The sequence below is a fragment of the Micromonospora fulviviridis genome (assembly GCF_014648395.1).
GTDB lineage: Bacteria > Actinomycetota > Actinomycetes > Mycobacteriales > Micromonosporaceae > Micromonospora > Micromonospora fulviviridis.
The window spans coordinates 242,828-265,599 of record NZ_BMRA01000011.1; the positions used below are offsets into that span (position 1 = coordinate 242,828).

Sequence of the window (22,772 nt, forward strand, 5' to 3'; positions counted from 1 at the left end):
TGAGGGATGGCCCTCATACCTGCACGAAATCCGTCGCGCACCGGTGGTCGAAGTCTGCTCGCCGCCGCGCTGTCCATGATGGTCGCCGCCGGCACGGTCGTCGCGACCGCCGCGCCGGCCGCCGCCTACGACGTGCGCTACGAGACCAACACCTCCTGGGCCTGGACCGACTCCAGACTGCCCAGCAAGAACAACATCGACCGGGCCGGCGACGTGCCGGTCGGCACCTGGCTGGACGGTGAGGGACACCCCCACACCTCGCGCGCCTACTTCACCTTCGACATCTCCCGCTACCGGGGGGCGGACATCGAGTTGGCCAAGCTCGACGTGAAGGAGACCGCGGCGCCGGACTGCACCAAGCGCCCGGAGATCGAGCTGTGGGGCACCGGGCCGTACACGGTCAAGTCGAGCTGGTTGAAGCCGCCGGCCGACCTGGCCCGGATCGACACGACCAGGCTGCCGAACCAGTCCGGCTGCCCGGCTCCCTACGTGGGCTTCGACGCCACGGAGGGGCTGCGCCAGGCGCTCGCCGAGGGTAGGTCGACGCTGACCCTCTCGCTGCGGCTGCCCGCCGCCGTGGAGGCGGACCCGACGCTGGCCCGGAAGTACGCCAGCAAGGCCGGCCTCTCCATCGACCACAACTTCCGGCCCGGCGTGCCGACGGACCTCCAGACCTCCGGCAAGGACTGCACCACGGCCGAGCCGTACCAGCTGGTCCGCCGGGGTGACCTGGGCCTGTCGGCGATCCTGCACGATCAGGACCGGAACGACTCGGGCGGCACCGACCAGCTCACCGCGACCGTCGCGCTCTGGCCGGTCGACCAGCCGGACGCCCGGATCGAGCGGACCGACACCGCCCGCGACGGCGAGCGGGCCGTCGGCCGGTTCAGCTACGACCTGTTCGCGCACGACCGGACGTACGCCTGGCAGATGCGCGCGGCGGACAGCCGGGCCACCGGCGAGTGGAGCCCGGTCTGCTACTTCCGGACCGACTTCCAGGGCCCGGCCGCGGCCCCGACGGTCACCTCCACGGACTTCCCCCGGGACGGCTGGCCGCCGGCCGTGGCCGGCCAGTTCACCTTCGGCGCCAACGGCGCCGCCGACGCGGTCGGCTTCGGCTACTCGCTGAACGACCAGCTTGACAAGACGGTTGCCGCGGACCGGCCGGGCGGCACGGCCACGGTCACGCTGACCCCGCGGGCCGGCATCAACTACCTCCGCGTGTGGAGCCTCGACGCGGCCGGGAACCGGTCGGCGACCACCACGTACGACTTCCGCGCCAGCGACGTCTCGCCGATCGTCGACGGCACCCTCACCGAGATCGGGGTGGCGACGACCTTCCAGGTGCGGCCGCGGATGGACGGGGTGGTGCGCTACCGCTTCGGCCTCGACGGCGACCCGGAGAAGACCGTCGACGCGGGCGCCGACGGCACCGCCTCGATCACCGTCACCGCCACCCGGGGTGGCTACCGGACGCTCTCCGTCACCAGCCTCACCGCCGCCGGGGTGGCGGCCACCACCACGCGCAGCTTCACGCTGCTCACCGAGCCCAAGATCTCGGCGACGGTCTACGAGGAGTACGGCTTCAGCGGCGGCCAGGGCGTGCCCGGCGTCTTCACCTTCACCCCGCGCCTGCCCGACACGGTCAGCTACCGCTACCAGTTCAACGGCGAGGAGGCCACGGTCGCCGCGAACGCCGACGGCACCGCCTCGGTGACCTGGGCGCCGAAGGAGGCCGGCTGGACCCACCTCGCAGTGTGGAGCGTCAGCCGCGACGGCACCGAGTCCGAGCCGGCGACCTGGTACTTCACCGTGCGGGACCTGCTGCCGGGCATCTGGGGCGACCCCTACCGGCCGGACCTGTGGGCCGGTGGGCCGGGCCAGGCCGGCGAGTTCCACTTCAGCTCGGAGGTGCCCGACACGGTGGCCTTCCGCTACCGCTTCGACGGCGGCGCGGAGCAGAGCGTCGACGCCGACGGCGACGGCTACGGCTCGGTCAGCTGGACGCCCGACCAGGGCGGGACGCACACCCTCGTCGCCCGCAGCGTCACCGCGGACGGCACCGTCTCGCCGGAGCGGACGTACACCTTCCTGGTGAACGACGCCCCGCTGGTCGACTCGGCGCAGTACCCGAAGGAGACCAACAGCGGCCTGCCCGGCGTGGCCGGGGTCTTCACCTTCACGCCACAGCGGCCGGACGTGGTGAAGTACCACTACGGGTTCTACGGCGAGGAGGAGAAGACGATCGACGCGGCGGCCGACGGCACCGCCTCGGTCACCTGGACGCCGGAGCGCTCGGGCTGGCAGATGGTGACCGTCGTCGGGGAGACCGGCGACGGCACGCTGACCCAGTCGCGCCAGTACGCCTTCTCCGTCCGGGAGCCGAAGCCGACGATCATCTCGTACCTCTACAACGAGTACGACCCGCAGGGCGGGATCGGCGTGGCCGGGGCCTTCCGCTTCGACTCCGAGCTGCCGGACACCGTGGCGTTCGTCTACCGGCTCAACGACGGGCCGGAGCAGACCGTGGCGGTGACCGACGGCACTGCCGCCGAGCTGACCGTCACCCCGGACCGGGGCTTCCGGAACACCCTGACGGTCCGGGCCCGCTCGGCCGCCGGGGAGTTGTCGCCGGAGGCCACCTACTCCTTCATGGTCAGCACCGCCCCGACCGTCACCTCGACGACCTACCCGTCGGGTGAGGCCGGCGGTGGGGTGGGCGTGCCGGGCGTCTTCACCTTCGCCCCGCGCATGCCCGACGTGGAGAAGTACGTCTACCAGTTCGACAACGGGCCCGAGGTGACCGTCCCGGCGGGCGCCGACGGCACCGCCTCGGTGACCCTCACCCCGACCGATGCGCGCTGGTACCCGATCTCGGTGTACGCGGTCGACAAGGCCGGCAACCGCTCGGACTACACCTACTACTGGTTCGTGGTCCAGGGCTGACCGCCCTCGACCGAGCCGGCCGGCCCACCACCCTCGCCCGGGTGGTGGGCCGGTCGTGTGTGGGCCGCCACCTCCGGCGACCCCGATTCGGGATGCCCGGTCGCGACCCGGTGATCCGGCGTACCTTGGGGCTCATGCCTGTGCCGACAGATCCGAATCCGCACCTCCAGTCGTACGCCGACCCGCAGCGCCTGGTCACCACGGAGTGGCTGGCCGAGCACCTGGGCGACGAGGGCCTCGTGGTGGTCGAGTCCGACGAGGACGTCCTGCTCTACGACACCGGCCACATTCCCGGCGCCGTGAAGGTCGACTGGCACACCGAGCTGAACGACCAGGTGACGCGGGACTACCTGGACGCCAAGAGCTTCGCCGAGCTGTGCGCCGCCAAGGGCATCGGCCGCAACGACACCGTGGTCTTCTACGGCGACAACTTCAACTGGTGGGCCGCGTACGCCCTCTGGGTGTTCGGGCTCTTCGGCCACGCCGACGTCCGGCTGCTCGACGGCGGGCGGATGAAGTGGGTCGCCGAGGGGCGCGAGATTTCCAAGGACAAGGTGACCCGACCGCGCGCCGACTACCCGGTGCCGGAGCGGAACGACGCGCCGATCCGGGCGTTCCGCGACGAGGTGATGGCGCACGTGGGCGCCGGCCGGCCGCTGGTCGACGTGCGGTCGCCGGGTGAGTACACGGGCGAGATGCTGCACATGGCGGCGTACCCGCAGGAGGGCGCGCTGCGCGGCGGGCACATCCCGGGCGCGGTGAGCAAGCCGTGGAAGGCCGCCGCGAACGAGGACGGAACCTTCAAGCCGGTGGACGAGCTGCGCGCCATCTACGTGGACCAGCTCGGGCTGAGCCCGTCCGACGACGTGGTGGCGTACTGCCGGATCGGCGAGCGGTCCAGCCACACCTGGTTCGTGCTGCACCACCTGCTCGGGTTCCCGCGGGTGCGCAACTACGACGGCTCGTGGACCGAGTGGGGCAACCTGGTTCGGGCCCCCGTCGTGCGGGGCGACGAGCCGGGCAGCGTCGCCGGCTGACCCGGCCGGCCGGTCCCCGCGTGGCGTGTCGCCCGCGGGGACCTTTCGTTTTCCGGGGGAGGTGGAACCCGGGGGGTCAGCTCTCGGGCCGGCCGGTCAGGTAGCGCTGGAGGGTCGGTGCGACCCAGGCGACGAGCTCGTCGGGGGCCATCTCCACCACCGGTGGCAGCCGGACGATGTACCGGGTGAAGGCCAGGCCGAGGATCTGGCTGGCCACCAGGCCGGCCCGGCGGGCGGTGTTCGCCGGGTCGGTGCCGAAGCCGGCCACGGCCGCGGCGAGCTGGTCGGCGAAGAGGCGGCGCATCCGCTCGGCCGCTCCCGGGTTGGTGCTGGCGGCCCGGAGCAGGGCGGCGAGCGTCTCGTCGCCCTCCCAGCGGCGGAGGAAGTGGCGCACCAGCGTCTCGCCGAGCCGGTCCGGTGGCACGGCGCCCAGGTCGGGCAGGCGGAGGTCGAACTCGGCCGCCGCGGCGAAGAGCCCCTCCTTGCTGCCGTAGTAGCGCATCACCATGGACGGGTCGATCCGGGCGTCGGCGGCGATGGCCCGGATGGTGGCCCGCTCGTAGCCGTCGGCGGCGAAGCGCTCCCGGGCGGCGCGCAGGATGGCCGCCCGGGTGGCGTCCGAGCGGCGGGCGCGGGGTGCCGTATCGGTCATGCCCACAACTGTAGGCCAACAGGCGTTGACATAGAAACCGCGCCGCGCCTACCGTTGTCAACAAGTGTTGGCAAACAGTTGTTGACAACCTGGAGGTGGAGCGATGCTTCCCGAGCGCACCGACGTCCTCGTGGTGGGAGCCGGACCGACCGGCCTGGCCGTGGCCGCGACCCTGGCCGGGCACGGCGTGACCGCGACCGTGGTGGACCGGCTGGCCAGCCCGCCGGTCACCTCGCGGGCGGCCGTGGTGCACGCCGGCACCCTGGAGGTGCTGGACCGGATCGGCGTCGCCGCACCGCTGGCCGACCGCGGGCTGCCGTCGAGCCGGTTCACCGTCCGCGACCGGGACCGGGTGCTGCTCACCGTTCCCTTCGACCGGTTGCCGTCCCGCTACCCGTACGCGCTGCTGGTCTCCCAGGCGGAGACCGAGGCGGTGCTCGCCGACCGGCTCACCGCGCTCGGCGGGCGGGTGCTCCGGCCGTACGAGCTGACCGGCCTCGACCTCGACGGCGCCGGCGCCACCGCGACGTTCGCGGGCGGGCGGACGGTCCGGGCCCGTTGGGTGGTCGGCGCCGACGGCATGCGCAGCCCGGTCCGTGAGCTGGCCGGCATCGACTTCGGCGGCCCGGCCGACCCCGGCGAGTCGTTCCTGCTCGCCGACGTCCGGGTGGACAGCGCGCTGCCGCGCGACCAGGTCAACCTCTTCCTCGCCCGGCAGGGGCCGCTGGTCTGGGCGCCCCTGCCCGACGGCACCGTGCGGCTGGTCGCCGAGGTGCCCGACGCGCCCCGCGAGCCGCAGGCCCGGCACTTCCAGGAGCTGCTCGACGAGCGGGGGCCGGTCCAGCGGCCGGACCGGGTCACCGAGGTGCGCTGGAGTTCCCGGTTCCGGATCCACCACCGGATCGCCGGCAGCTACCGGTCCGGCCCCGTGCTGCTCGCGGGGGACGCGGCGCACGTGCACAGCCCGGCGGGCGGGCAGGGGATGAACCTCGGCCTCCGCGACGCGGTCGCCCTCGGCGACACCCTCGCCGCCGTGCTCGCCGGGGGCCCCGACACGCTCCTCGACGGGTACGCGGCCGCCCGCCGCCCGCTCGCCGAGGAGGTGCTCGGCTTCGCCGCCGGGCTCACCCGGCTCACCGCCGTCCCGCCGGTCGCCCGCCCTCTGCGCGACCTGCTCCTCCGCACCGCCTCCGGGCTGCACCCGGTCCGCCAGCGGCTCGCCGTACGGCTGGCCGGCTTCGAGCCGGCCGGCCGCTGACGATCAGGCCGTGCTGCGGAACGTTCCCCAGGCGGCGGCGGTGACCAGGGCGAACACACCCGCCGCCGCGGCGATCACCGGGCCCACCCCGTACGCCTCGCCGGCGAGCCCGGCCAGCGCCGCCCCGAGCGGCGCGGCGGCCAGGCCGACCACCCGCTGCGCCGCGCCGACCCGCCCGAGCAGCTCCGCCGGCACGTTCCGCTGCCCGTACGCCGACCAGAGGCTGTTCCAGATCGTGGTGCCGGTGGCGAACCCGGCCAGCGCCAGACCCCCGGTCAGCGGGCCGCGGGCCAGGGCGAACCCGGCCAGCGCCACGGTCTGCCCGAGCAGCACCGCGCGCAGCGCGGGCAGGGTGCCGAACCGGGCCGCCACCCGCCCGGCGACCAGCGCCCCGAGCAGCCCGCCGGCCACCACCCCCGCCGCGAACAACCCGTACGCCGACGCCGGCACCCGCAGCGTCCCGAGCGCGTAGAGCACCAGCACCGCCATCACCCCGCTGATCGCCAGGTTCGACCCGGCCGAGGCGAGGGTGACCCCCCACAGCACCCGGTCCCGGCGCACCCACCGCACCCCGGCCCACGCCTCCCGCCACACCCCGGGTCCCGTCGGCCGGGGCGGGACCGGCGGCAGCGGGCGGAGGGCGAGGACGAGGACCGCCGCGAGGGCGAAGGTGAGCGCGTCCACGGCGAACGGGAGCGACGCGGCCAGAGCGAAGAGGACGCCGGCCAGCGGGGTGCCGAGGAGGCCGCCCGCCACGGACGTGCCGGCCTGGAGCCGGCCGTTGGCGGTGGCCAGGGCGGCCGGCGACACCAGGGACGGCAGCAGGGCGAAGGCGGACGCGTCGAAGAGCGTGCCCAGGGTGGCGAGCAGGAACGCGGCGGCGGCCAGCGCGGCGACCCCGGCCCGGCCGCTGGCGACCAGCACGGCCAGCGCCGCCACCACCACGGCCCGGGTCCCGTCCACCGCCGCCATCGTCCGGCGCCGGTCCCACCGGTCGGCGTAGGCGCCGCCGAGCAGCCCGAACAGCAGCGGCGGGAGCTGCCCGGCCACGGTCACCGCGGCGATCGCCCGGGGGTCACGGGTGAGCGCGGCGGCCAGCAGGGCCAGGGCCGGCGTACGCAGCGCGTCGCCGAACCGGGACGAGACGGCGGCGGACCAGAGCAGCCGGTAGTCCCGGCCGAGCGCGGTAGCGGTCATGGCGAGGGACCCTGCGGCCTCAACCCGGTCGAGGGTCAAGGGGCGCGGGGTGTGAGGCGACCGACGGGTAACCGAGACTCCACCAGCTTGGGCGCGCGGTCTAGGCTGGCCCGGTGGCGGTGGAACAGCAGGCGCGGGGCGCGGCGAACGGCGCGACGGGTGCGGGCCGGCGCCGGTCCCGGCGGGACGAGATCCTGGAGATCGCGGTCGGGCTCTTCGCGGCGCGCGGCTACCACGGCGTGTCGATGGACGACATCGGCGCCGCCGCCGGGGTCACCGGCCCGGCGCTCTACCACCACTTCGCCGGCAAGGAGGCGATGCTGGTCGCCGCGCTGATCCCGGTCAGCGAGGGGCTGCTCGCCGGCGGCAAGGAGCGGGCCGCCAACCACCCCGACGACCCGCGCGGCACCCTGGAGTCGCTGATCGACTTCCACGTCGACTTCGCGCTGGCCAACCCGGCGGTGATCGCCCTGCACCTGCACGAGCTGGACCGCCTCCCGGACGAGCCGCGCCGCCGCATCCGCAGGCTCCAGCGGATGTACGTCGAGGAGTGGGTGACCGTGCTGACCGCGCTGCACCCGGGGCTGCCGGACGGCGAGGCGCGGGTGCTCGCGCACGCGGCGTTCGGCCTCATGAACTCCACCCCGTTCCTCGGCGGCGAGGTGGACCGCCGGCGCCGGGCCGAGCTGCTGCGCGGGGCGACCCTGGCCGCCCTGCTCGCCCCCACCAACCCGGCCTGACGCGCGACGCGCCTTAACGCCCGTTAAGCGCGCGCGCCGTCCGCGTGTTAAGAAGAGGCCCCTGCTATGCACGAAGCGTTGAGAGGGGACCCTTCCTTGTTCGAATCGCTGTTGGTGGCCAACCGTGGCGAGATCGCGCGCCGGATCATCCGTACCGCGAAGAAGCTCGGGATCCGCGCGATCGCGGTGCACTCGGAGGCCGACGCCGGCCTGCCGTTCGTGACCGAGGCCGACGAGGCGGTCTGCGTGGGCCCGGCCAATCCCGCCCTCAGCTACCGCAACGTCGAGGCGATCCTCGCCGCCGCGCGGAACACTGGCGCCCAGGCGATCCACCCCGGCTACGGCTTCCTGTCCGAGAACGCGGACTTCGCCCGTACCGTCGAGGCCAGCGGCCTGATCTGGGTCGGACCCGGCGCGGACGCGATCACCGCGATGGGCGACAAGATCAACGCCCGGAACTTGATGGCGGCGGCCGGGGTGCCGGTCGCGCCCGGCACGACCGAGCCGGCGGCCGACCTGGACGCGGCGGTCGCCGCCGCCGCGGAGATCGGCTACCCGGTGATGGTCAAGGCCGCGGCCGGTGGCGGCGGCATGGGCATGGGCGTGGCGACCGACGAGGCCGCGCTGCGCACCGAGTACGACAAGGTCCGCTCGTTCGCCGAGCGGATGTTCGGCGACGGCTCGGTGCTGCTGGAGCGCTACTTCCCCCGGGTACGCCACGTCGAGGTGCAGATCCTCGGCTTGGCCGACGGCCGGGTGGTGGCCCTCGGCGAGCGTGAGTGCTCGGTGCAGCGGCGCAACCAGAAGCTGGTCGAGGAGTCCCCGTCCCCGGCGGTTTCGCCCGAACTGCGTTCGCGGTTCCTGGCGGCGGCGGTACGGGCGGGCGAGGCGGTCAACTACCGCAACGCGGGCACGGTGGAGTGCCTGCTCGACCCCACCACCGGGGAGTTCTTCTTCCTGGAGATGAACACGCGGCTCCAGGTCGAGCACCCGGTCACCGAGTACGTCTACGGGGTCGACCTGGTCGAGGAGCAGTTGCGGGTGGCCGCCGGGCTGGCCCCGACCTTCGACCCGGACGCGCTCGCGCCGCGCGGGCACGCCATCGAGCTGCGGATCAACGCCGAGGACCCGAAGCGGTTCCTGCCCGGTCCGGGCGCGATCACCACCTGGAACGAGCCGGCCGGGGAGGGTGTCCGGGTCGACTCCGGCTACGTCGCCGGCAACACGGTCACCCCGTTCTACGACAGCCTGATGGCCAAGCTGATCATCAGCGGCGCCACCCGCGACGAGGCCGTGCAGCGGGCACGGGCGGCGGTGGCCCAGTTCGAGATCGCCGGCCCGAAGAACAACCTCCCCTTCTTCGCCGAACTGCTGGAGAACCCCGAGTTCCTGTCCGGCGACTACGACACCGGCATCGTCTCCCGCATGCGCTGACCCGGCCGCCCACCCCTGTCCACCCCTGTTGATCATGAAGTTGGCGGCAGTCTCTGGCCGTCCTGTCGCCGCCAACCTCATGATCACGGTCCCCAGGAAGGGCGGGGTGGGATGCTGGGGGTACCCATCACGTAACACCGTCACAGTGAGGTGACCCCTTATGGCGGAACTGCCGGAGTTCGTCTCCATCCGGGAGGTCGGGCCGCGGGACGGGCTCCAGAACGAGGAGCCGATCCCGACCGAGGCCAAGGTGCGGCTGATCGACGCGCTCTCGGGCACGGGCGTGCGGCGGATCGAGGCCGTGTCCTTCGTGCACCCGAAGGCGATCCCGCAGATGGCCGACGCCGACGAGGTGTGGCAGCGGGCCACGAAGGCCGACGGGGTGCGCTACTCCGCGCTGGTGCCGAACACGCGGGGCGCCCAGCGCGCCCTCGCCGCCGGCTTCACCGAGATCGAGGTGGTGGTCTCGGCCAGCGACACGCACAACCGGCGCAACGTCAACCGCTCCACCGAGGAGTCGCTCGACGACATCGCCGAGCTGATCGACCTGCTGCACGGGGCGGGCGCGACCGCCGAGGTGATCGTGGCGACCAGCTTCGGCTGCCCGTACGAGGGTGACGTCGACCCGAAGCGGGTGGCCGGCATCGTGGACCGGGTGGTCCGGGACGGCGCCGACCGGGTGGCGTTCGGCGACACCACCGGCATGGGTACGCCCCGGCGGGTCCGCGACCTGGTCACCGCGGTCCGTGACCGCAACGCCCACGTGCCGGTGCTGCTGCACTTCCACAACACCCGGGGCACCGCGCTGGCCAACATGCTCACCGCCATGGAGCTGGGCATCACCGAGTTCGACGCCAGCGTCGGTGGCCTCGGCGGCTGCCCGTACGCCCCGGGCGCCAGCGGCAACCTGGCCACCGAGGAGGCCGTGCACATGCTGCACGACATGGGCATCGACACCGGGATCGACCTGGACGCCCTCATCGAGGCCGCCGAGCTGGCCGAGCACCTGGTCGGCAAGAAGCTCCCCTCCGGCGTCCTCCGCGCCGGCCCGCGCACCCGCCTGACCCCGATCCCCTCCTGACCTCCCGGACCGCGTCGATCAAGGGGTCTGCGTCCGGATCCGGCCTGGACGGACGCAAACCCCTTGATCCGACAGCGCTGGCGCAGGTGCGGGTCAGCGGGTGAGGGCGCCGGATTCGGTGGGGAGGCCGGCGGCCACCCAGTCCTCGATGCCCGCGGCGTACTTGCGTACGTCGGTGTAGCCGAGGGCGGTGAGCCGGTCGGCGACCCGCCCGCTGTTCGGGCAGGCGGGGTTGGAGCAGTACGTGACGATGGCGGCGTGCCGGTCCGGCAGCAGCTCGCCGGCCCGCTCGGCCACCTCGGCCTCGACCAGCGGGATCGCGCCGGGCAGGTGCTGCCGGGCGTAGTACTCGCCGCCGAGCGCGTCGACGACGGTCACCGTGCCGGCGTCGATCGCGGCGCGCAGTTCGTCGCGGGTGATGAGGGCGGTCATGGCATCCTCCTGTGGAAGTGGACTACAGTCCGGTTATGCCTCGGAACGTTAGCGGACCGCAGTCCGCTTATGCCACCCCGCCGCGGGAACTGCTGGAGTTGCGTAGCTCACCGCCCCGGGAGCGCGCCGACGCCGCGCGCAACCGGGCGGCCGTGCTGGACGCGGCGGCGATCCTGTTCCGGGAGCGGGGCGTGGAGGCCGTCTCGATGGACGCCGTGGCCGCCGCCGCAGGGGTCGGCAAGGGGACGCTGTTCCGCCGGTTCGGGGACAAGGCCGGTCTCGCCGTGGCGCTCCTCGACGAGCAGGAGCGAGCGCTCCAGGAGGCGATTCTCTTCGGCCCGCCTCCGCTCGGGCCCGGCCCGGCCGGCGCGGCGCCGCCCCCGCGCGATCGGTTGCGCGCCTTCGTCTCCGCCTACCTCGATTACCTGCTCGGCCATCTCGACCTGGTCCGGATCTCGGAGACCGCGGCACCGGGGGCCCGCTACCGGATCGGCGCCTACCGGTTCTGGTGCCGGCACGTCGCGCTGCTGCTGGCCGGGCGCGAGGACCCGGTGGCCGACGCGCACACCCTGCTCGCCCCCCTCGCCGCCGAGCACGTACGCGGGGTGCGCGAGGAGTTGGGCGACGAGCGGCTGCGGGCCGCCGTGCTCGCGCTCGCCGACGCCCTCACCGGCTGAACCCGGCGGGGTCGCCGGAGGGGGTGCCGATGGGATAGCCTAACGATCGTTCAGGTCGGTCGGCGCGCCCACGAGGCGGCCGGTGGCAATGGGAGTCGGCGTGACGCTCGACGGTGAGGCCCTGGAGCAGCTGCGCAAGCGCGCCAAGGCCGGCGGTGCGGACAAGTACCACGCGGCGAACGCCGCCAAGGGCAAGCTGTTCGCCCGCGAGCGGGTCGCGTACCTGGTCGACGAGGGCTCCTTCGTCGAGGACGGGCTCTACGCCAACGCGATGGCCGAGGGGCTGCCCGCCGACGGCGTGGTCACCGGCACCGCCACCATCGACGGCCGGCCGGTCTGCCTCATGGCCAACGACTCCACGGTGAAGGCCGGCAGCTGGGGCGCGCGGACCGTCGAGAAGATCATCCGGATCATCGAGCGGGCCTACTCGACCAGCGTGCCGATGGTCTACCTGGTCGACTCGGCCGGGGCCCGGATCACCGACCAGGTCGACCTGTTCCCCGGCCGGCGCGGCGCCGGCAAGATCTTCTGGAACCAGGTCCGCGCCTCCGGCTCGATCCCGCAGGTCTGCGCCCTGTTCGGGCCGAGCGCGGCGGGCGGCGCCTACATCCCGGCCTTCTGCGACGTGGTCGCCATGGTCGACGGCAACGCCAGCATGTACCTGGGCTCCGACCGGATGGTCGAGATGGTCACCGGCGAGAAGACCACGCTGGAGGCGATGGGCGGGGCCAAGGTGCACTGCGCCGAGTCCGGCGTCGGGCACTTCCTCTGCAAGACCGAGGCCGAGGCGCTCGACGTGGTCAAGCGCTACCTGTCCTACCTGCCGACCAACTGGACCCAGGCCCCGCCGGCCGCCGAGGCGGCGCCGGCGCCGGAGAAGGCCGACCTGGCCGCGCTGGTGCCGGCGAGCGAGCGGCAGGCGTTCGACATGCGCCGCTACGTCAAGGGCCTGCTCGACGAGGGCAGCTTCTTCGAGATCCAGGCGCTCTGGGCCAAGGAGCTGACCATCGGCTTCGGCCGGCTGAACGGCGAGGTCGTCGGCGTGGTCGGCAACAACTCGATGTTCAAGGGCGGCGTGCTCTTCGTCGACTCGGCCGACAAGGCGACCCGGTTCGTGCAGCTCTGCGACGCGTTCAACGTTCCGCTGCTGTTCCTCAGCGACGTACCCGGATTCATGGTCGGCAGCGCCGTGGAGAAGCAGGGCATCATCCGGCACGGCGCCAAGATGATCACCGCGATCTCCGAGGCGACCGTACCCAAGATCTGCGTGGTCGTCCGCAAGGCGTACGGCGCCGGCCTCTACGCGATGGCCGGCCCCGGCTTCGAGCCGGACGCCACCATCGCGCTGCCCACCGCCAAGATCGCGGTGATGGGCGCGGAGGCCGCGGTCAACGCCGTCTACGCCAACAAGATCGCCGCGATCTCCGACGAGGCCGAGCGGGCCGCCTTCGTCGCCGCGAAGCGCGAGGAGTACGAGCGCGACATCGACATCGTCCGGCTCGCCAGCGAGCTGGTGGTGGACGCCATCGTCGAGCCGCACGAGCTGCGCGCCGAGCTGGTCCGCCGGTTCGCCGCCGCACGCGGCAAGGAGCGGCACTTCGCCAGGCGCCGGCACGGCGTCACCCCGGTCTGACCCACCCGACCCGCACCACCCGACCCGGCGTCACGAGCGCCCGGCGGCCGTCCACAAAGGCATCCCACCAGGAGGATCAGATGGACTTCCGGCTCAGCGAGGAACAAGAGGCGCTGCGGGAGAGCGTGCGGGACTTCGCCCGTGAGGTTGTCGCCCCGGCCATCGCCGAGCACTACGAGCAGCACACCTTCCCGTACGAGATCATCCGCCAGATGGGCAAGATGGGCCTGTTCGGGCTCCCCTTCCCCGAGGAGCACGGCGGCATGGGCGGCGACTACTTCGCCCTCTGCCTGGCCCTGGAGGAACTGGCCCGGGTCGACTCCAGCGTGGCCATCACCCTCGAGGCGGCGGTCTCCCTCGGCGCCATGCCGATCTACCGGTTCGGCACCGACGAGCAGAAGGCGCAGTGGCTGCCGAAGCTGCTCAGCGGCGAGGCCCTCGCGGGCTTCGGGCTGACCGAGCCGGGCACCGGATCGGACGCCGGTGGCACCCAGACCCGGGCGGTCCTGGACGAGTCGACCAACGAGTGGGTGATCAACGGCTCGAAGGCGTTCATCACCAACTCCGGCACCGACATCACCGCGCTGGTCACGGTCACCGCGGTCACCGGCACGAAGCCGGACGGCTCCAAGGAGCTGTCCACCATCATCGTCCCGTCCGGCACGCCCGGCTTCAGCGTCGCTCCCGGCTACTCGAAGGTCGGCTGGACCGCCTCGGACACCCACGAGCTGACCTTCGACGACTGCCGGGTGCCGGCGGCGAACCTGCTCGGCGAGCGCGGCCGCGGCTTCGCCCAGTTCCTGCGCATCCTCGACGAGGGGCGGATCGCCATCGCCGCCCTGGCCGTCGGCCTCGCCCAGGGCTGCGTCGACGAGTCCGTCAAATACGCGAAGGAGCGCCAGGCGTTCGGCCGGCCGATCGGCGCGTACCAGGCGATCCAGTTCAAGGTCGCCGACATGGAGATGAAGGCGCACACCGCCCGGCTGGCCTACTACGACGCGGCCGCCCGGATGCTGGCCGGCGAGCCGTTCAAGCGGCAGGCGGCCATCGCCAAGCTGCACGCCAGCACCATCGCGGTGGACAACGCCCGGGAGGCCACCCAGATCCACGGCGGCTACGGCTTCATGAACGAGTACCCGGTGGCCCGCTTCTGGCGGGATTCGAAGATCCTGGAGATCGGCGAGGGCACCAGCGAGGTGCAGCGCATGATCATCGCCCGCGATCTCGGCATGTGAGCCGCGCCCGCCCGAGCCTGTCGGGCCCGGGCGGGTCAGCCGTCTGTCGGATATCCGCAGGGGACGGTCGGCTGGCCGACGATGGGCTGTGGAGCGTCCGACCCGATCCGTACTCTTCGTGCCCATGACTCCCGATCATGATCGTTCGCGGAGCCCGGGTGGCCGTGCCCAGCTACCCGACCTGCTGCGCGGGCACCGGCTCGCCGCCGGCCTCACCCAGGCCGAGCTGGCCGCCCGGGCCGGCGTCGGCGTGCGAACCGTCCGTGATCTGGAGCGGGGGCGGGCCACCCGACCCCAGCGCACCACCGTCGACCTGCTCGCCGACGCCCTCGGCCTGACCGGCCCGGTCCGGCAGGCGTTCCTCGCCGCCGCGCGCCCGGCCCCGGCCCACGCCGTGCCGGGCCGGGCAGCGAGCCACCTCCCGGTCGGCGGTCCCGACGCCGCCCAGGCCGCCGTGCCCGGCCGCGCGGCGAGCCACCTTCCGGTCACCGGCTCCGCCGCCACCGATTCGGGTACGCCGATCGCGCTGCCCCAGCCCGTCCCGCTGCTCGGCCGGGACCGCGACGTCGCCGAGCTGGTGGCCCTGCTCTCCGAGCATCGGGTGGTGAGCCTGGTCGGGCTGGCCGGGGTCGGCAAGACCGCGCTCGCCCTCACGGTCGCCCACACGGCGGCCGCCGAGCACCCGGCCGGCGTGGCCGGAGTGCTGGTCGGCGAGGGCTCGGACGCCGCCGACGTGCTCGCCGCCTCGGCCGCCGTGCTCGGCGTGAACCGGTTGGCCGATCTCCCCTGCCGGCTCGCCGGCCGACCCGCGCTGCTGCTGGTGGACGCGGTGGAGCGGGCTCCCGTGCCGGTCGCCGAGGCGCTGCGCGCCCTGGTCGCGGCGGCGCCGACGCTGCGGGTGCTGGTCACCGGCCGCCGTCCGATCGGGCTCCCCGGCGAACTGGTCCGGCCGGTCGCGCCGCTCGACGTGCCGCCGGCCGGTCCCGAGCCGGTCGATCCGGCGGAACTGGCCCGCTGGCCGGCGGCGGCCCTCTTCACCGCCCGGCTCGCCCGGGTGCGCCGCGAGCCACCCACCCCAGCCGAGCTGCCGGCGCTCGCCGCGCTGGTGCGCCGCCTCGGCGGGCTGCCGCTGGCCATCGAGCTGATGGCCGCGCGCGGCCGGATCCTCGACGTCACCGAACTGCTCGACCGCTACGGCGACCGGGTCCTCGACCTGGCCGGCGTACGCCCCGGCTGGGAGCCCGCCGACCTCGCCGCCGGCACGGTGACCCTGCGCGAGGCGGTGGCGACCAGCTACCACCTCCTCGCGCCCGCCGAACGGGCGGCGCTGCGCCGGCTCTCCGCCTTCCGCAACCGCTGGTCGGTGGAGCTGGCCGAGGACCTGCTCGCCGACGGCGGCGAGCGGCGGGACGCGGTCCCGCTGCTGGACCGGCTGCGGGAACTCGGGCTGCTCAGCGTGCGGGGCGCCGGCCCGTTCCGGTTCCGCCTGCTGGACGCGGTCCGCGACTTCGCGACCGAGCAGGCCGCGGTCGAGGGGGAGCTGACCCGGATCCGGCGCCGGCACGCGCTGGTCGTCGCGGGGCTGGTGCTGCGTACCGCGCCGAACCTGGTCGGCGCGGACCTGCCCGCGGCCGTGCACCTGCTCGACGAGGCGACCAGCGACATCACCGCCGCCCTGGCGCACGCCGCCGACGACGAGCCGGTGACCGCGCTGCGCCTGGCGGCGGCGCTGCCCCGCTGGTGGCGGCTGCGCGGGCGGGACGTCTCCGGGCGCCGCTGGCTGCGCCGGCTGCTGGCCGACCCGCGTACCGCCGACGCGCCGCCGGTGCTGCGGGCCTGGGCCCTGCTCGGGGTGGCGCGGCTCGCCGCCGAGCACGGTGCCGGCGGTATGGAGCTGCCGGCGGCCCGGGACGCGCTGGCCATGTTCCGCGCGGCCGGGGAGGTGACCGGGGAGCTGTCGGCCCGCTCGATGCTCTGCGTGCTGCTGCGCGGTGTCGGCGCCCACGGCGAGGCCCGGGAGCAGGCCGAGGCGGCGCTGGAGCTGGCCACCCGGCACGGCCGGGTCCGTGAGATGGCCGTGGCCCAGTACCACCTCACCTGGCACGACGTGCGGGTCGCGGACCTGGCGGGCGCGCGGCGCCGGCTTGCGGCGGTCGACCGGCTGGCCACCCAGTGCGGGGAGCAGCGGCTCCGCCTGATGGCCCGCGCCGACCTGGCCGAGGTGACCCGGCTGGAGGGCCGGTACGTCGACGCGGCCGAGCAGGGGCGGCGGGTGGCGGGCGCGCTCGTCGAGCTGGGCGACCCGGGCCGGCGGCGCCAGGTGCTCGCCACGATCGGCCTGGCGCTCGCCCTCGACGGGCGGGCGGAGGAGGCGCTGGAGATGGTGGCCGAGCTGCGGCCGTCGCGCCCGGTGCCGGGACAGCGCCGGCCGCCGGGCGTCGAGACCCTGGACCCGGAGGGCGGGGGCGCCCGGCCGGAGGACGCGGTCTGCGCGTTGATCGAGGGCCATCTCGCACTGCACCGGGGGGACCGGGAGTTGGCGGCGGAATGGTTCACCGCGGCGGCCGAGCACGCCACCGGCGGCGGGGAGCGGCAGGACCGCACCGCGGCGGCCGAGCTCGCCGGCGGCGGCGAGCGGCGGGATCTGGTCGAGGCGCTGGTCGGGCTGGCGGCGAGCACCGCCGAGGTGGGGGTGCTGGACCGGCTCGACCGGGTCTGCCGGGCCACCGGGATCCGGCTGCTGCCTCGCGAGGAGGCACTGCTCTACGCGCTGCTGGCCCGCCGGGAGCGCGCTGTCCGGCGGGACTGAAATCCGGCGGGACTGGAACCTGGCGCGATTGGAACCGGGCGGGAGATTAAGGCGCGGGGGTGGCGCGAGCGAAGAAGCCCCCTGGTGTTGCCCCTCGCTGCATCGCTCGCGCCGGCACCCCCCGGTGCCCCCCGCTGCCCGGAAGCCTATCCAGCGCGAGTGGGCGATTTGAGGGTCATTGCACCGGTATAGACCGGTGTTCGGGTGGTTCTGCCGGTCTTTCTGCCGGTGGCTGGCGCGTGCCGGCGGCCCGGGCGGCGGGTCAGCAGCCGGCGGCCTGCCCGGCCTGCGCGGGCTCGGTGCTGCCGGCGGTCGCCCCGGGGTGCACCGCGTCGCGGACCCGGCGCAGGCCGTCCAGGAGCGCCTCCAGTTGGGCCGGGGCGAGCTGGCCGGTGAACCACTCCTCGATGATCTGCAGGTGGCCGGGCAGGGTCGCGTCCAGTCGGCTCAGGCCGGCGGCGGTGACCACCGCGTACGAGCTGCGCCGGTCGGAGGGGCAGGCCCGGCGGCGGAGCAGGCCGTCGCGCTCCATCCGGTCGACCACGCGGGTGACGCCGCTGGTGGACAGGGAGGTCTGCGCCGCGAGGTCGGTCATCCGCAGCTGGTGACCCGGTGACCGGGTGAGCCGCATCAGCACCTCGAACTCGACCGGTGAGAGGCCGTGCTCCTCGAACTGGGCGGCGAACCGGGCCGACAGGCCGGCGCTGGCCTCGAAGAGGAGGCCGATGGCGGTGATCCGCGGGTCGTCGAACACGTTCTCGTCCACGCTGCCATCCTAGCAGTCCTTGACACAGGGAATATTGCTGTGCCTATAGTTGCTAAGTCAGTCGTTGGGCTACTAAACAATCTCCCTGGAGGACAGCACCATGACCAGCAGCACCGAAGCGGTTACCCGCGACTGGGAGGGTCTCACCATCCCGACCGCCGGCACCTACCTGCTGGACGCGGCTCACAAGCGCGTCGGGTTCGTCGCCCGGCACATGATGGTCAGCAAGGTACGCGGCGAGTTCGCCGAGGCGAGCGCCACCATCACCGTGGCCGAGGACCCGATGCAGTCCGCGGTGACCGCCACCATCCAGGCGGCCAGCATCAACACCGCCCAGGCCGACCGTGACGCGCACCTGCGCAGCCCGGAGTTCCTCGACGCCGAGCAGTTCCCCACCCTGGAGTTCCGCAGCACCGGCGTGAAGTCCCGCGACGGCAACGAGTTCGTCCTCTCCGGCGAGCTGACCATCAAGGGCGTGACCCGTCCGGTCGACCTGGAGGTCGAGTTCGAGGGCGTCGGCCGCAGCCCGTTCGGCCAGGACATCTTCGGCTTCTCCGCGTCCACCGAGATCGACCGGGAGGACTTCGGCCTGACCTGGAACGTCGCCCTGGAGACCGGTGGCGTCCTGGTCGGCAAGAAGATCAAGATCGAGATCGAGGGCGAGGCCGTCCGCCAGGCCTGATCCCCGCGTACGACCCCACGGGCCCGCGCCGTCACCCGACGGCGCGGGCCCGTTCGTCGTACGCCGGGGCGGTGCGAATTGTCACGTGTTGTTCGCAGGCTGACCGCGGTGCGGCGGGCGGCGGCTGGGTAGGAGTGCAGACCTGCGCCCGGCCTCCGGACCGGCGGCCGGGCCGCACTTACGCACTCAACGTGAATGGTTCACAATGCGTTGCGGAACGGTACGGTTCCGTGGCGCCGGCGCCGGGAGGACAGATGGGCAGAGACGTCGAGCAGGGCGCCTTCTCCCGCGAGGACCGGGTCCGCTACCGGCAGAAGGTCCGGCGGTGCCTGGACGTGTTCGCGCTGATGCTGGACGACTTCGGCTTCGACGCCGACCGGCCGATGACCGGGCTGGAGATCGAACTCAACCTCGTCGACGCCGCCGCCGAGCCGGCCATGCGCAACGACCAGATCCTCGCCGACATCGCCGACCCGCTCTTCCAGACCGAGCTGGGGCAGTTCAACCTGGAGCTCAACGCCTCGCCCCGGCTGATCGAGGGCACCGGCTTCGCCGACTACGCGGAGGACCTGCGCAGCAGCCTGAGCCGCGCCGACGAGCGGGCCGCCAAGTCCGAGGCCAAGATCGTGATGGTCGGCATCCTGCCCACCCTCACCGAGCGGCACCTGGTCGCCGACAACCTCTCCACCAACGAGCGCTACCGCGTGCTCAACGACCAGATCGTCGGCGCCCGGGGCGAGGACATCGAGTTGGACATCCGCGGCGTCGAGCGGCTGCGTACGCACACCGACTCGATCGCGCCGGAGGCCGCCTGCACGAGCCTCCAGTTCCACCTCCAGGTCGCGCCGGACAGCTTCGCCGACTACTGGAACGCCTCGCAGGCCATCGCCGGGGTGCAGGTGGCGGTCGGTGCCAACTCGCCGTTCCTCTACGGCCGGCAGCTCTGGGCGGAGACCCGGATCGCGCTGTTCCAGCAGGCCACCGACACCCGTCCCGACGAGCTGAAGGCCCAGGGCGTACGCCCCCGGGTGTGGTTCGGCGAGCGCTGGATCACCTCGATCTTCGACCTGTTCGAGGAGAACGTCCGCTACTTCCCGCCGCTGCTGCCGATCTGTGAGGACGAGGACCCGGTCGAGGTGCTGCACGCCGGCGGGGTGCCCCAGCTCGGCGAGCTGCGCCTGCACAACGGCACCGTCTACCGCTGGAACCGCCCGGTGTACGACATCATGGACGGCCGCCCGCACCTGCGGGTGGAGAACCGGGTGCTGCCGGCCGGGCCGACCGTCGTGGACATGCTCGCCAACGCGGCCTTCTACTTCGGCCTCGCCCGCGGCCTCGCCGAGGCGGACCGGCCGATCTGGAGCCAGCTCACCTTCAGCTCGGCCGAGGAGAACTTCCACGCCGCCGCCCGGCGCGGCATCGACGCCGTGCTGCACTGGCCCCGGCTCGGCGACGTGCCGGTCACCACGCTCGTCCTCGACACGCTGCTACCTACCGCCGCGCAGGGGCTGGACCGGTTCGGCGTGGCCCCGGCCGAGCGGGACCGCCTGCTCGGGGTGATCGAGGAGCGCTGCCGGACCGGCCGCAACGGCGCGGTCTGGCAGACCGAGACGGTGTGGGCGGCCGAGCGGCACCGGGGCATGGACCGGCCGGCCGCGCTGCACCACATGGTCCAGCGCTACGCCGAACTGCAACGCGGCAACGAGCCCGTGCACACCTGGCCCGTCGACTGACCACCGCCGGTTCCCGCTGACCTGATCGGATCCGGCTCCCGGGAGGTGGCGCCCTCCGGCACCCCGTCGGTGCTGCCACCTCGGCAGCGGGATTGCCGTGGTGGCGATCAGCGGTTGCGGCGGCGGGCCTTCGGTCCGGTGGTCGGCGCGGTCGCGCCGCTCTCCGGCTCGCTGTCGCCCGCCGGTTCCGCCGCCGCGGATCCTGCCGGTCCGCCGGTGGCCGCTTCCGGCCCGCCGTCGGACAGTGCCGGCACGGCCGGGCCGGTGCCGGCCGCCGAGCTCGACTCCGGCTTCCGCTGGGGTGGCACGGCCCGGCCGCGCCGGCCCGCGGCGGCTCGGTCCGGCGCCGTGCCCAGGCCCGCGCTCGTGGCACCGGTCGCTGCCGTGGGGTCGGGCGAGGAACCGGTGCGGCCGCTCGCGTCACGCTGCCCCGTAGTCTCCGGCTCGCGGAGCGTGCCGACGGACGTGACCTGCTCGCCGGCCGGGTCGGCCGACGTGGCCGGCGCCGATCCGGCCGCGCGCTCGGCTCCCGGTGCGGAAGCGCGCCGACCGAAGAACCGGCGGGTCGGCCGTTCCGTCGGGGGCACCCGTTCGGCGCCGTCCACCGGGTCGGTGGCCGGCTCGGGGCCGGTGGTTGGCTCCGGGTCGTCGGCGGTGAACTGGTCCGGCTCACCGGTGCGCTGGCGGGGCACATTCACGACGGCCTGCTCGGCGGCGCGGCGGTCGGGCCGCTGCGCCAGCGCGGCCATCAGGACCGAGCCGCCGATCCCGGCGATCACCGTGTACGGGGCGATCAGGTGGGCCGACACCTGCTCGGCGGCGATCCCGGCGAGCCTCGGCACGGCGAGCAGGTACGCCAGCGCGACCAGCAGCGGGCCGGCCGCCCCGGAGGCCGCCGCCCCGACCCGTCGCTCGGGCGCGCGGACCGCCCGCCGCGCGGCCAGGATCCCGATGAGCAGGGCCGAACCGAGCGAGAGCAGCGCGCCGGGCCAGTAGAAGTAGTCGCGGATCCAGAACCGCCCGCTGTCCGCGCTGATCTGCCAGATGCCGAGCTGGGCGGTGGTCAGGCCACGGCCGGAGAGCACCCCGTCGAGCACCGAGACCACGGCGAGCAGCCAGAGCCAGCCGGTGGTGGCGACGAGGTTGGTGGCCGCGGCCCGGGTGTGCAGCGCCCAGGTCGCCAGCAGCACCCCGAGCACCAGCCCGGCGACGGCGTACCCGGCGGCCACGGCCTGCGGTGAGGACGTGGCCGGCACCCGGGCCGCCCGGGCCGGCACGGCCACCAGCAGCACGGTGATCAACGCGCCCACCCCGGCGGCGAGCGCCAGGCCGAGCCGGGGCAGCGTGCCCGCCGGCTCGTCGTCGTCCGCGCCGCGCAGCCGCTGGGCGCAGACCGCGCCGGCGATCACCGAGGTCGCGGAGATCCAGGTGGCCCACGCGAGGCTGGCCACCCAGGCCGCCTCGACCCGGGCGGCGCCGGCCGGCGCCCAGTTGATGATGCCGAGCCCGTAGCCGAAGCCGAGCTGTGCGGCGCCCGTACCGGCGGCGACGCCGAGCGCGGCGGCGGTCGATCCTCCCCAGCCCCGTCTGGCCATGCCGGGGAGCGTAGCGTCCCAAGGTCGGCTCGGCGAGTGGTGACGGCGGCCGGCTCGGCCGGGACGGGCTTGGTGGCGCCGGATACGGTCGCCGGTGACTGAGGCGGGGGATGTGATGACGGACGAGGGGTACCCGGACCGGCAGCCCGGGACACGCGACGAACCGGGGCCGGACCGGACCAGGCTGCTCCTCGGTGGCGGCCTGGCGGTGGTCCTGCTCGCGGTGATCGGCGCGAGCGGCGGCTGGGTCCTGGCCGGGGAGCCGGACCGCCCCGCCGCCCCGCCCGCCGCGGCTCCCGCCACGCCCTCCGTCGACGCCAGCACGCCCACGGCCGCCCCGCCGAGCACCGCCGACGACCGGCCCACCGGTACGCGTACCACCACCCCCGCCGGCCTGACCGTGCCGCAGGTGGTGGGCACCGACTTCGAGCAGGCCCGACGCGAGCTGCGGGACCGCAAGCTCGGCTGGCGGCTGGTGTTCGGCAGCGGCTCCGGCCGTGCCGTCGAGCGCACCTCGCCCGAGCCCGGGACGCCCGTGAAGCGCGGCGTCACGGTCACCCTCTGGGTCGCCGGCCCGGCGCCCGCCGTACCGGTGCCCGACCTGGTCGCCCAGAGCTGCGCCGACGCGGCGGACGATCTGGTGGCGGCGGGCCTCTATCCCCGCTACCGCATTGGCCGCACGGGTCCGGTCACCGCGCAGGACCCGGTCGGCGGCAGTTCGGCCCGGTGGAACGACCCGGTCACCCTCACCTGTGGCGACGAGCCCGCGACCACGCCGACCGCCAGCCCGCTGCCCTCCCCGTGACCGGCCGCCCGGCGCGCTGATGCCTGCCGATGGCCGGGCGGACCGTTACCGTGGACGATC

Annotated in this window: 18 protein-coding genes; 13 read left to right on the top strand and 5 right to left on the bottom strand. The window is 74.2% G+C overall.

The genetic code is table 11. The features are described 5' to 3' along the window. Positions 1–6 precede the first annotated feature (6 nt). On the top strand, positions 7–2,946 hold the full coding sequence (locus IEY96_RS26595; protein ID WP_189197537.1) for an RHS repeat domain-containing protein: 2,940 nt from the start codon (positions 7–9) through the stop codon (positions 2,944–2,946). Between the two features lie 134 nt (positions 2,947–3,080). Next, positions 3,081–3,983 (top strand): sulfurtransferase, encoded by a 903-nt coding sequence (locus tag IEY96_RS26600; protein ID WP_189197538.1) that lies wholly within the window; start codon positions 3,081–3,083, stop codon positions 3,981–3,983. Between the two features lie 76 nt (positions 3,984–4,059). On the opposite strand, the gene IEY96_RS26605 is transcribed toward IEY96_RS26600, so the two are convergent. After that, positions 4,060–4,635, bottom strand: a complete 576-nt coding sequence (locus tag IEY96_RS26605) for a TetR/AcrR family transcriptional regulator (protein ID WP_189197539.1) — start codon at positions 4,633–4,635, stop codon at positions 4,060–4,062. A 103-nt stretch (positions 4,636–4,738) separates the two neighbouring features. Here IEY96_RS26605 and IEY96_RS26610 point away from each other — a divergent pair, with 103 nt between their 5' ends. Beyond that, entirely contained in the window at positions 4,739–5,893 is a 1,155-nt protein-coding gene (locus IEY96_RS26610; protein WP_189197540.1) for an FAD-dependent monooxygenase, read from the top strand. 3 nt (positions 5,894–5,896) lie between these two features. Here the strand turns inward: IEY96_RS26610 and IEY96_RS26615 are convergent, their stop codons facing one another. Continuing rightward, positions 5,897–7,090: an MFS transporter gene (locus IEY96_RS26615; protein WP_189197541.1), complete on the bottom strand. Its 1,194-nt coding sequence runs from the start codon at positions 7,088–7,090 to the stop codon at positions 5,897–5,899. 113 nt (positions 7,091–7,203) lie between these two features. Here IEY96_RS26615 and IEY96_RS26620 point away from each other — a divergent pair, with 113 nt between their 5' ends. From IEY96_RS26620 to IEY96_RS26630, 3 genes are all read left to right on the top strand, one after another. After that, positions 7,204–7,830, top strand: a complete 627-nt coding sequence (locus tag IEY96_RS26620; RefSeq protein ID WP_189197542.1) for a TetR/AcrR family transcriptional regulator — start codon at positions 7,204–7,206, stop codon at positions 7,828–7,830. A gap of 96 nt (positions 7,831–7,926) precedes the next feature. Then, positions 7,927–9,264 carry an acetyl-CoA carboxylase biotin carboxylase subunit gene (locus IEY96_RS26625; RefSeq protein WP_189197543.1) on the top strand — a complete coding sequence of 446 codons (1,338 nt, stop codon included), beginning with the start codon at positions 7,927–7,929 and terminating at the stop codon, positions 9,262–9,264. A gap of 160 nt (positions 9,265–9,424) precedes the next feature. After that, positions 9,425–10,345: a hydroxymethylglutaryl-CoA lyase gene (locus IEY96_RS26630; protein ID WP_189197544.1), complete on the top strand. Its 921-nt coding sequence runs from the start codon at positions 9,425–9,427 to the stop codon at positions 10,343–10,345. 93 nt (positions 10,346–10,438) lie between these two features. On the opposite strand, the gene IEY96_RS26635 is transcribed toward IEY96_RS26630, so the two are convergent. Continuing rightward, positions 10,439–10,777, bottom strand: coding sequence for a rhodanese-like domain-containing protein (locus IEY96_RS26635; RefSeq protein WP_189197545.1), 339 nt, complete (start codon positions 10,775–10,777; stop codon positions 10,439–10,441). 35 nt (positions 10,778–10,812) lie between these two features. On the opposite strand from IEY96_RS26635, the gene IEY96_RS26640 reads away from it, so the two are divergent. The 4 genes from IEY96_RS26640 to IEY96_RS26655 all read left to right on the top strand — a co-directional run bounded on the left by IEY96_RS26640 (position 10,813) and on the right by IEY96_RS26655 (position 17,131). Next, positions 10,813–11,454 (top strand): TetR/AcrR family transcriptional regulator, encoded by a 642-nt coding sequence (locus IEY96_RS26640; protein WP_189197546.1) that lies wholly within the window; start codon positions 10,813–10,815, stop codon positions 11,452–11,454. Between the two features lie 100 nt (positions 11,455–11,554). Then, a complete protein-coding gene (locus tag IEY96_RS26645) occupies positions 11,555–13,087 on the top strand; it encodes an acyl-CoA carboxylase subunit beta (RefSeq protein ID WP_189197547.1) in 1,533 nt (510 codons plus the stop codon). Positions 13,088–13,167: 80 nt separating this feature from the next. Further along, positions 13,168–14,322, top strand: coding sequence for an acyl-CoA dehydrogenase family protein (locus IEY96_RS26650; RefSeq protein ID WP_189197548.1), 1,155 nt, complete (start codon positions 13,168–13,170; stop codon positions 14,320–14,322). A gap of 124 nt (positions 14,323–14,446) precedes the next feature. Further along, on the top strand, positions 14,447–17,131 hold the full coding sequence (locus IEY96_RS26655) for an ATP-binding protein (protein WP_189197549.1): 2,685 nt from the start codon (positions 14,447–14,449) through the stop codon (positions 17,129–17,131). A gap of 262 nt (positions 17,132–17,393) precedes the next feature. Here the strand turns inward: IEY96_RS26655 and IEY96_RS26660 are convergent, their stop codons facing one another. Further along, entirely contained in the window at positions 17,394–17,897 is a 504-nt protein-coding gene (locus IEY96_RS26660) for a MarR family winged helix-turn-helix transcriptional regulator (RefSeq protein WP_189197550.1), read from the bottom strand. A gap of 100 nt (positions 17,898–17,997) precedes the next feature. On the opposite strand from IEY96_RS26660, the gene IEY96_RS26665 reads away from it, so the two are divergent. Both IEY96_RS26665 and IEY96_RS26670 read left to right on the top strand, forming a co-directional pair. Then, positions 17,998–18,579 (top strand): YceI family protein, encoded by a 582-nt coding sequence (locus IEY96_RS26665; protein ID WP_189197551.1) that lies wholly within the window; start codon positions 17,998–18,000, stop codon positions 18,577–18,579. A gap of 254 nt (positions 18,580–18,833) precedes the next feature. Beyond that, complete coding sequence (locus IEY96_RS26670; RefSeq protein WP_189197552.1) at positions 18,834–20,312, top strand: glutamate-cysteine ligase family protein; 1,479 nt, start codon at positions 18,834–18,836, stop codon at positions 20,310–20,312. 107 nt (positions 20,313–20,419) lie between these two features. Here IEY96_RS26670 and IEY96_RS33430 read toward each other — a convergent pair whose 3' ends face one another. Then, on the bottom strand, positions 20,420–21,907 hold the full coding sequence (locus IEY96_RS33430) for a hypothetical protein (RefSeq protein ID WP_373293650.1): 1,488 nt from the start codon (positions 21,905–21,907) through the stop codon (positions 20,420–20,422). A 115-nt stretch (positions 21,908–22,022) separates the two neighbouring features. Here IEY96_RS33430 and IEY96_RS33230 point away from each other — a divergent pair, with 115 nt between their 5' ends. Next, a complete protein-coding gene (locus IEY96_RS33230; RefSeq protein WP_189197553.1) occupies positions 22,023–22,712 on the top strand; it encodes a PASTA domain-containing protein in 690 nt (229 codons plus the stop codon). Positions 22,713–22,772: the final 60 nt, after the last annotated feature.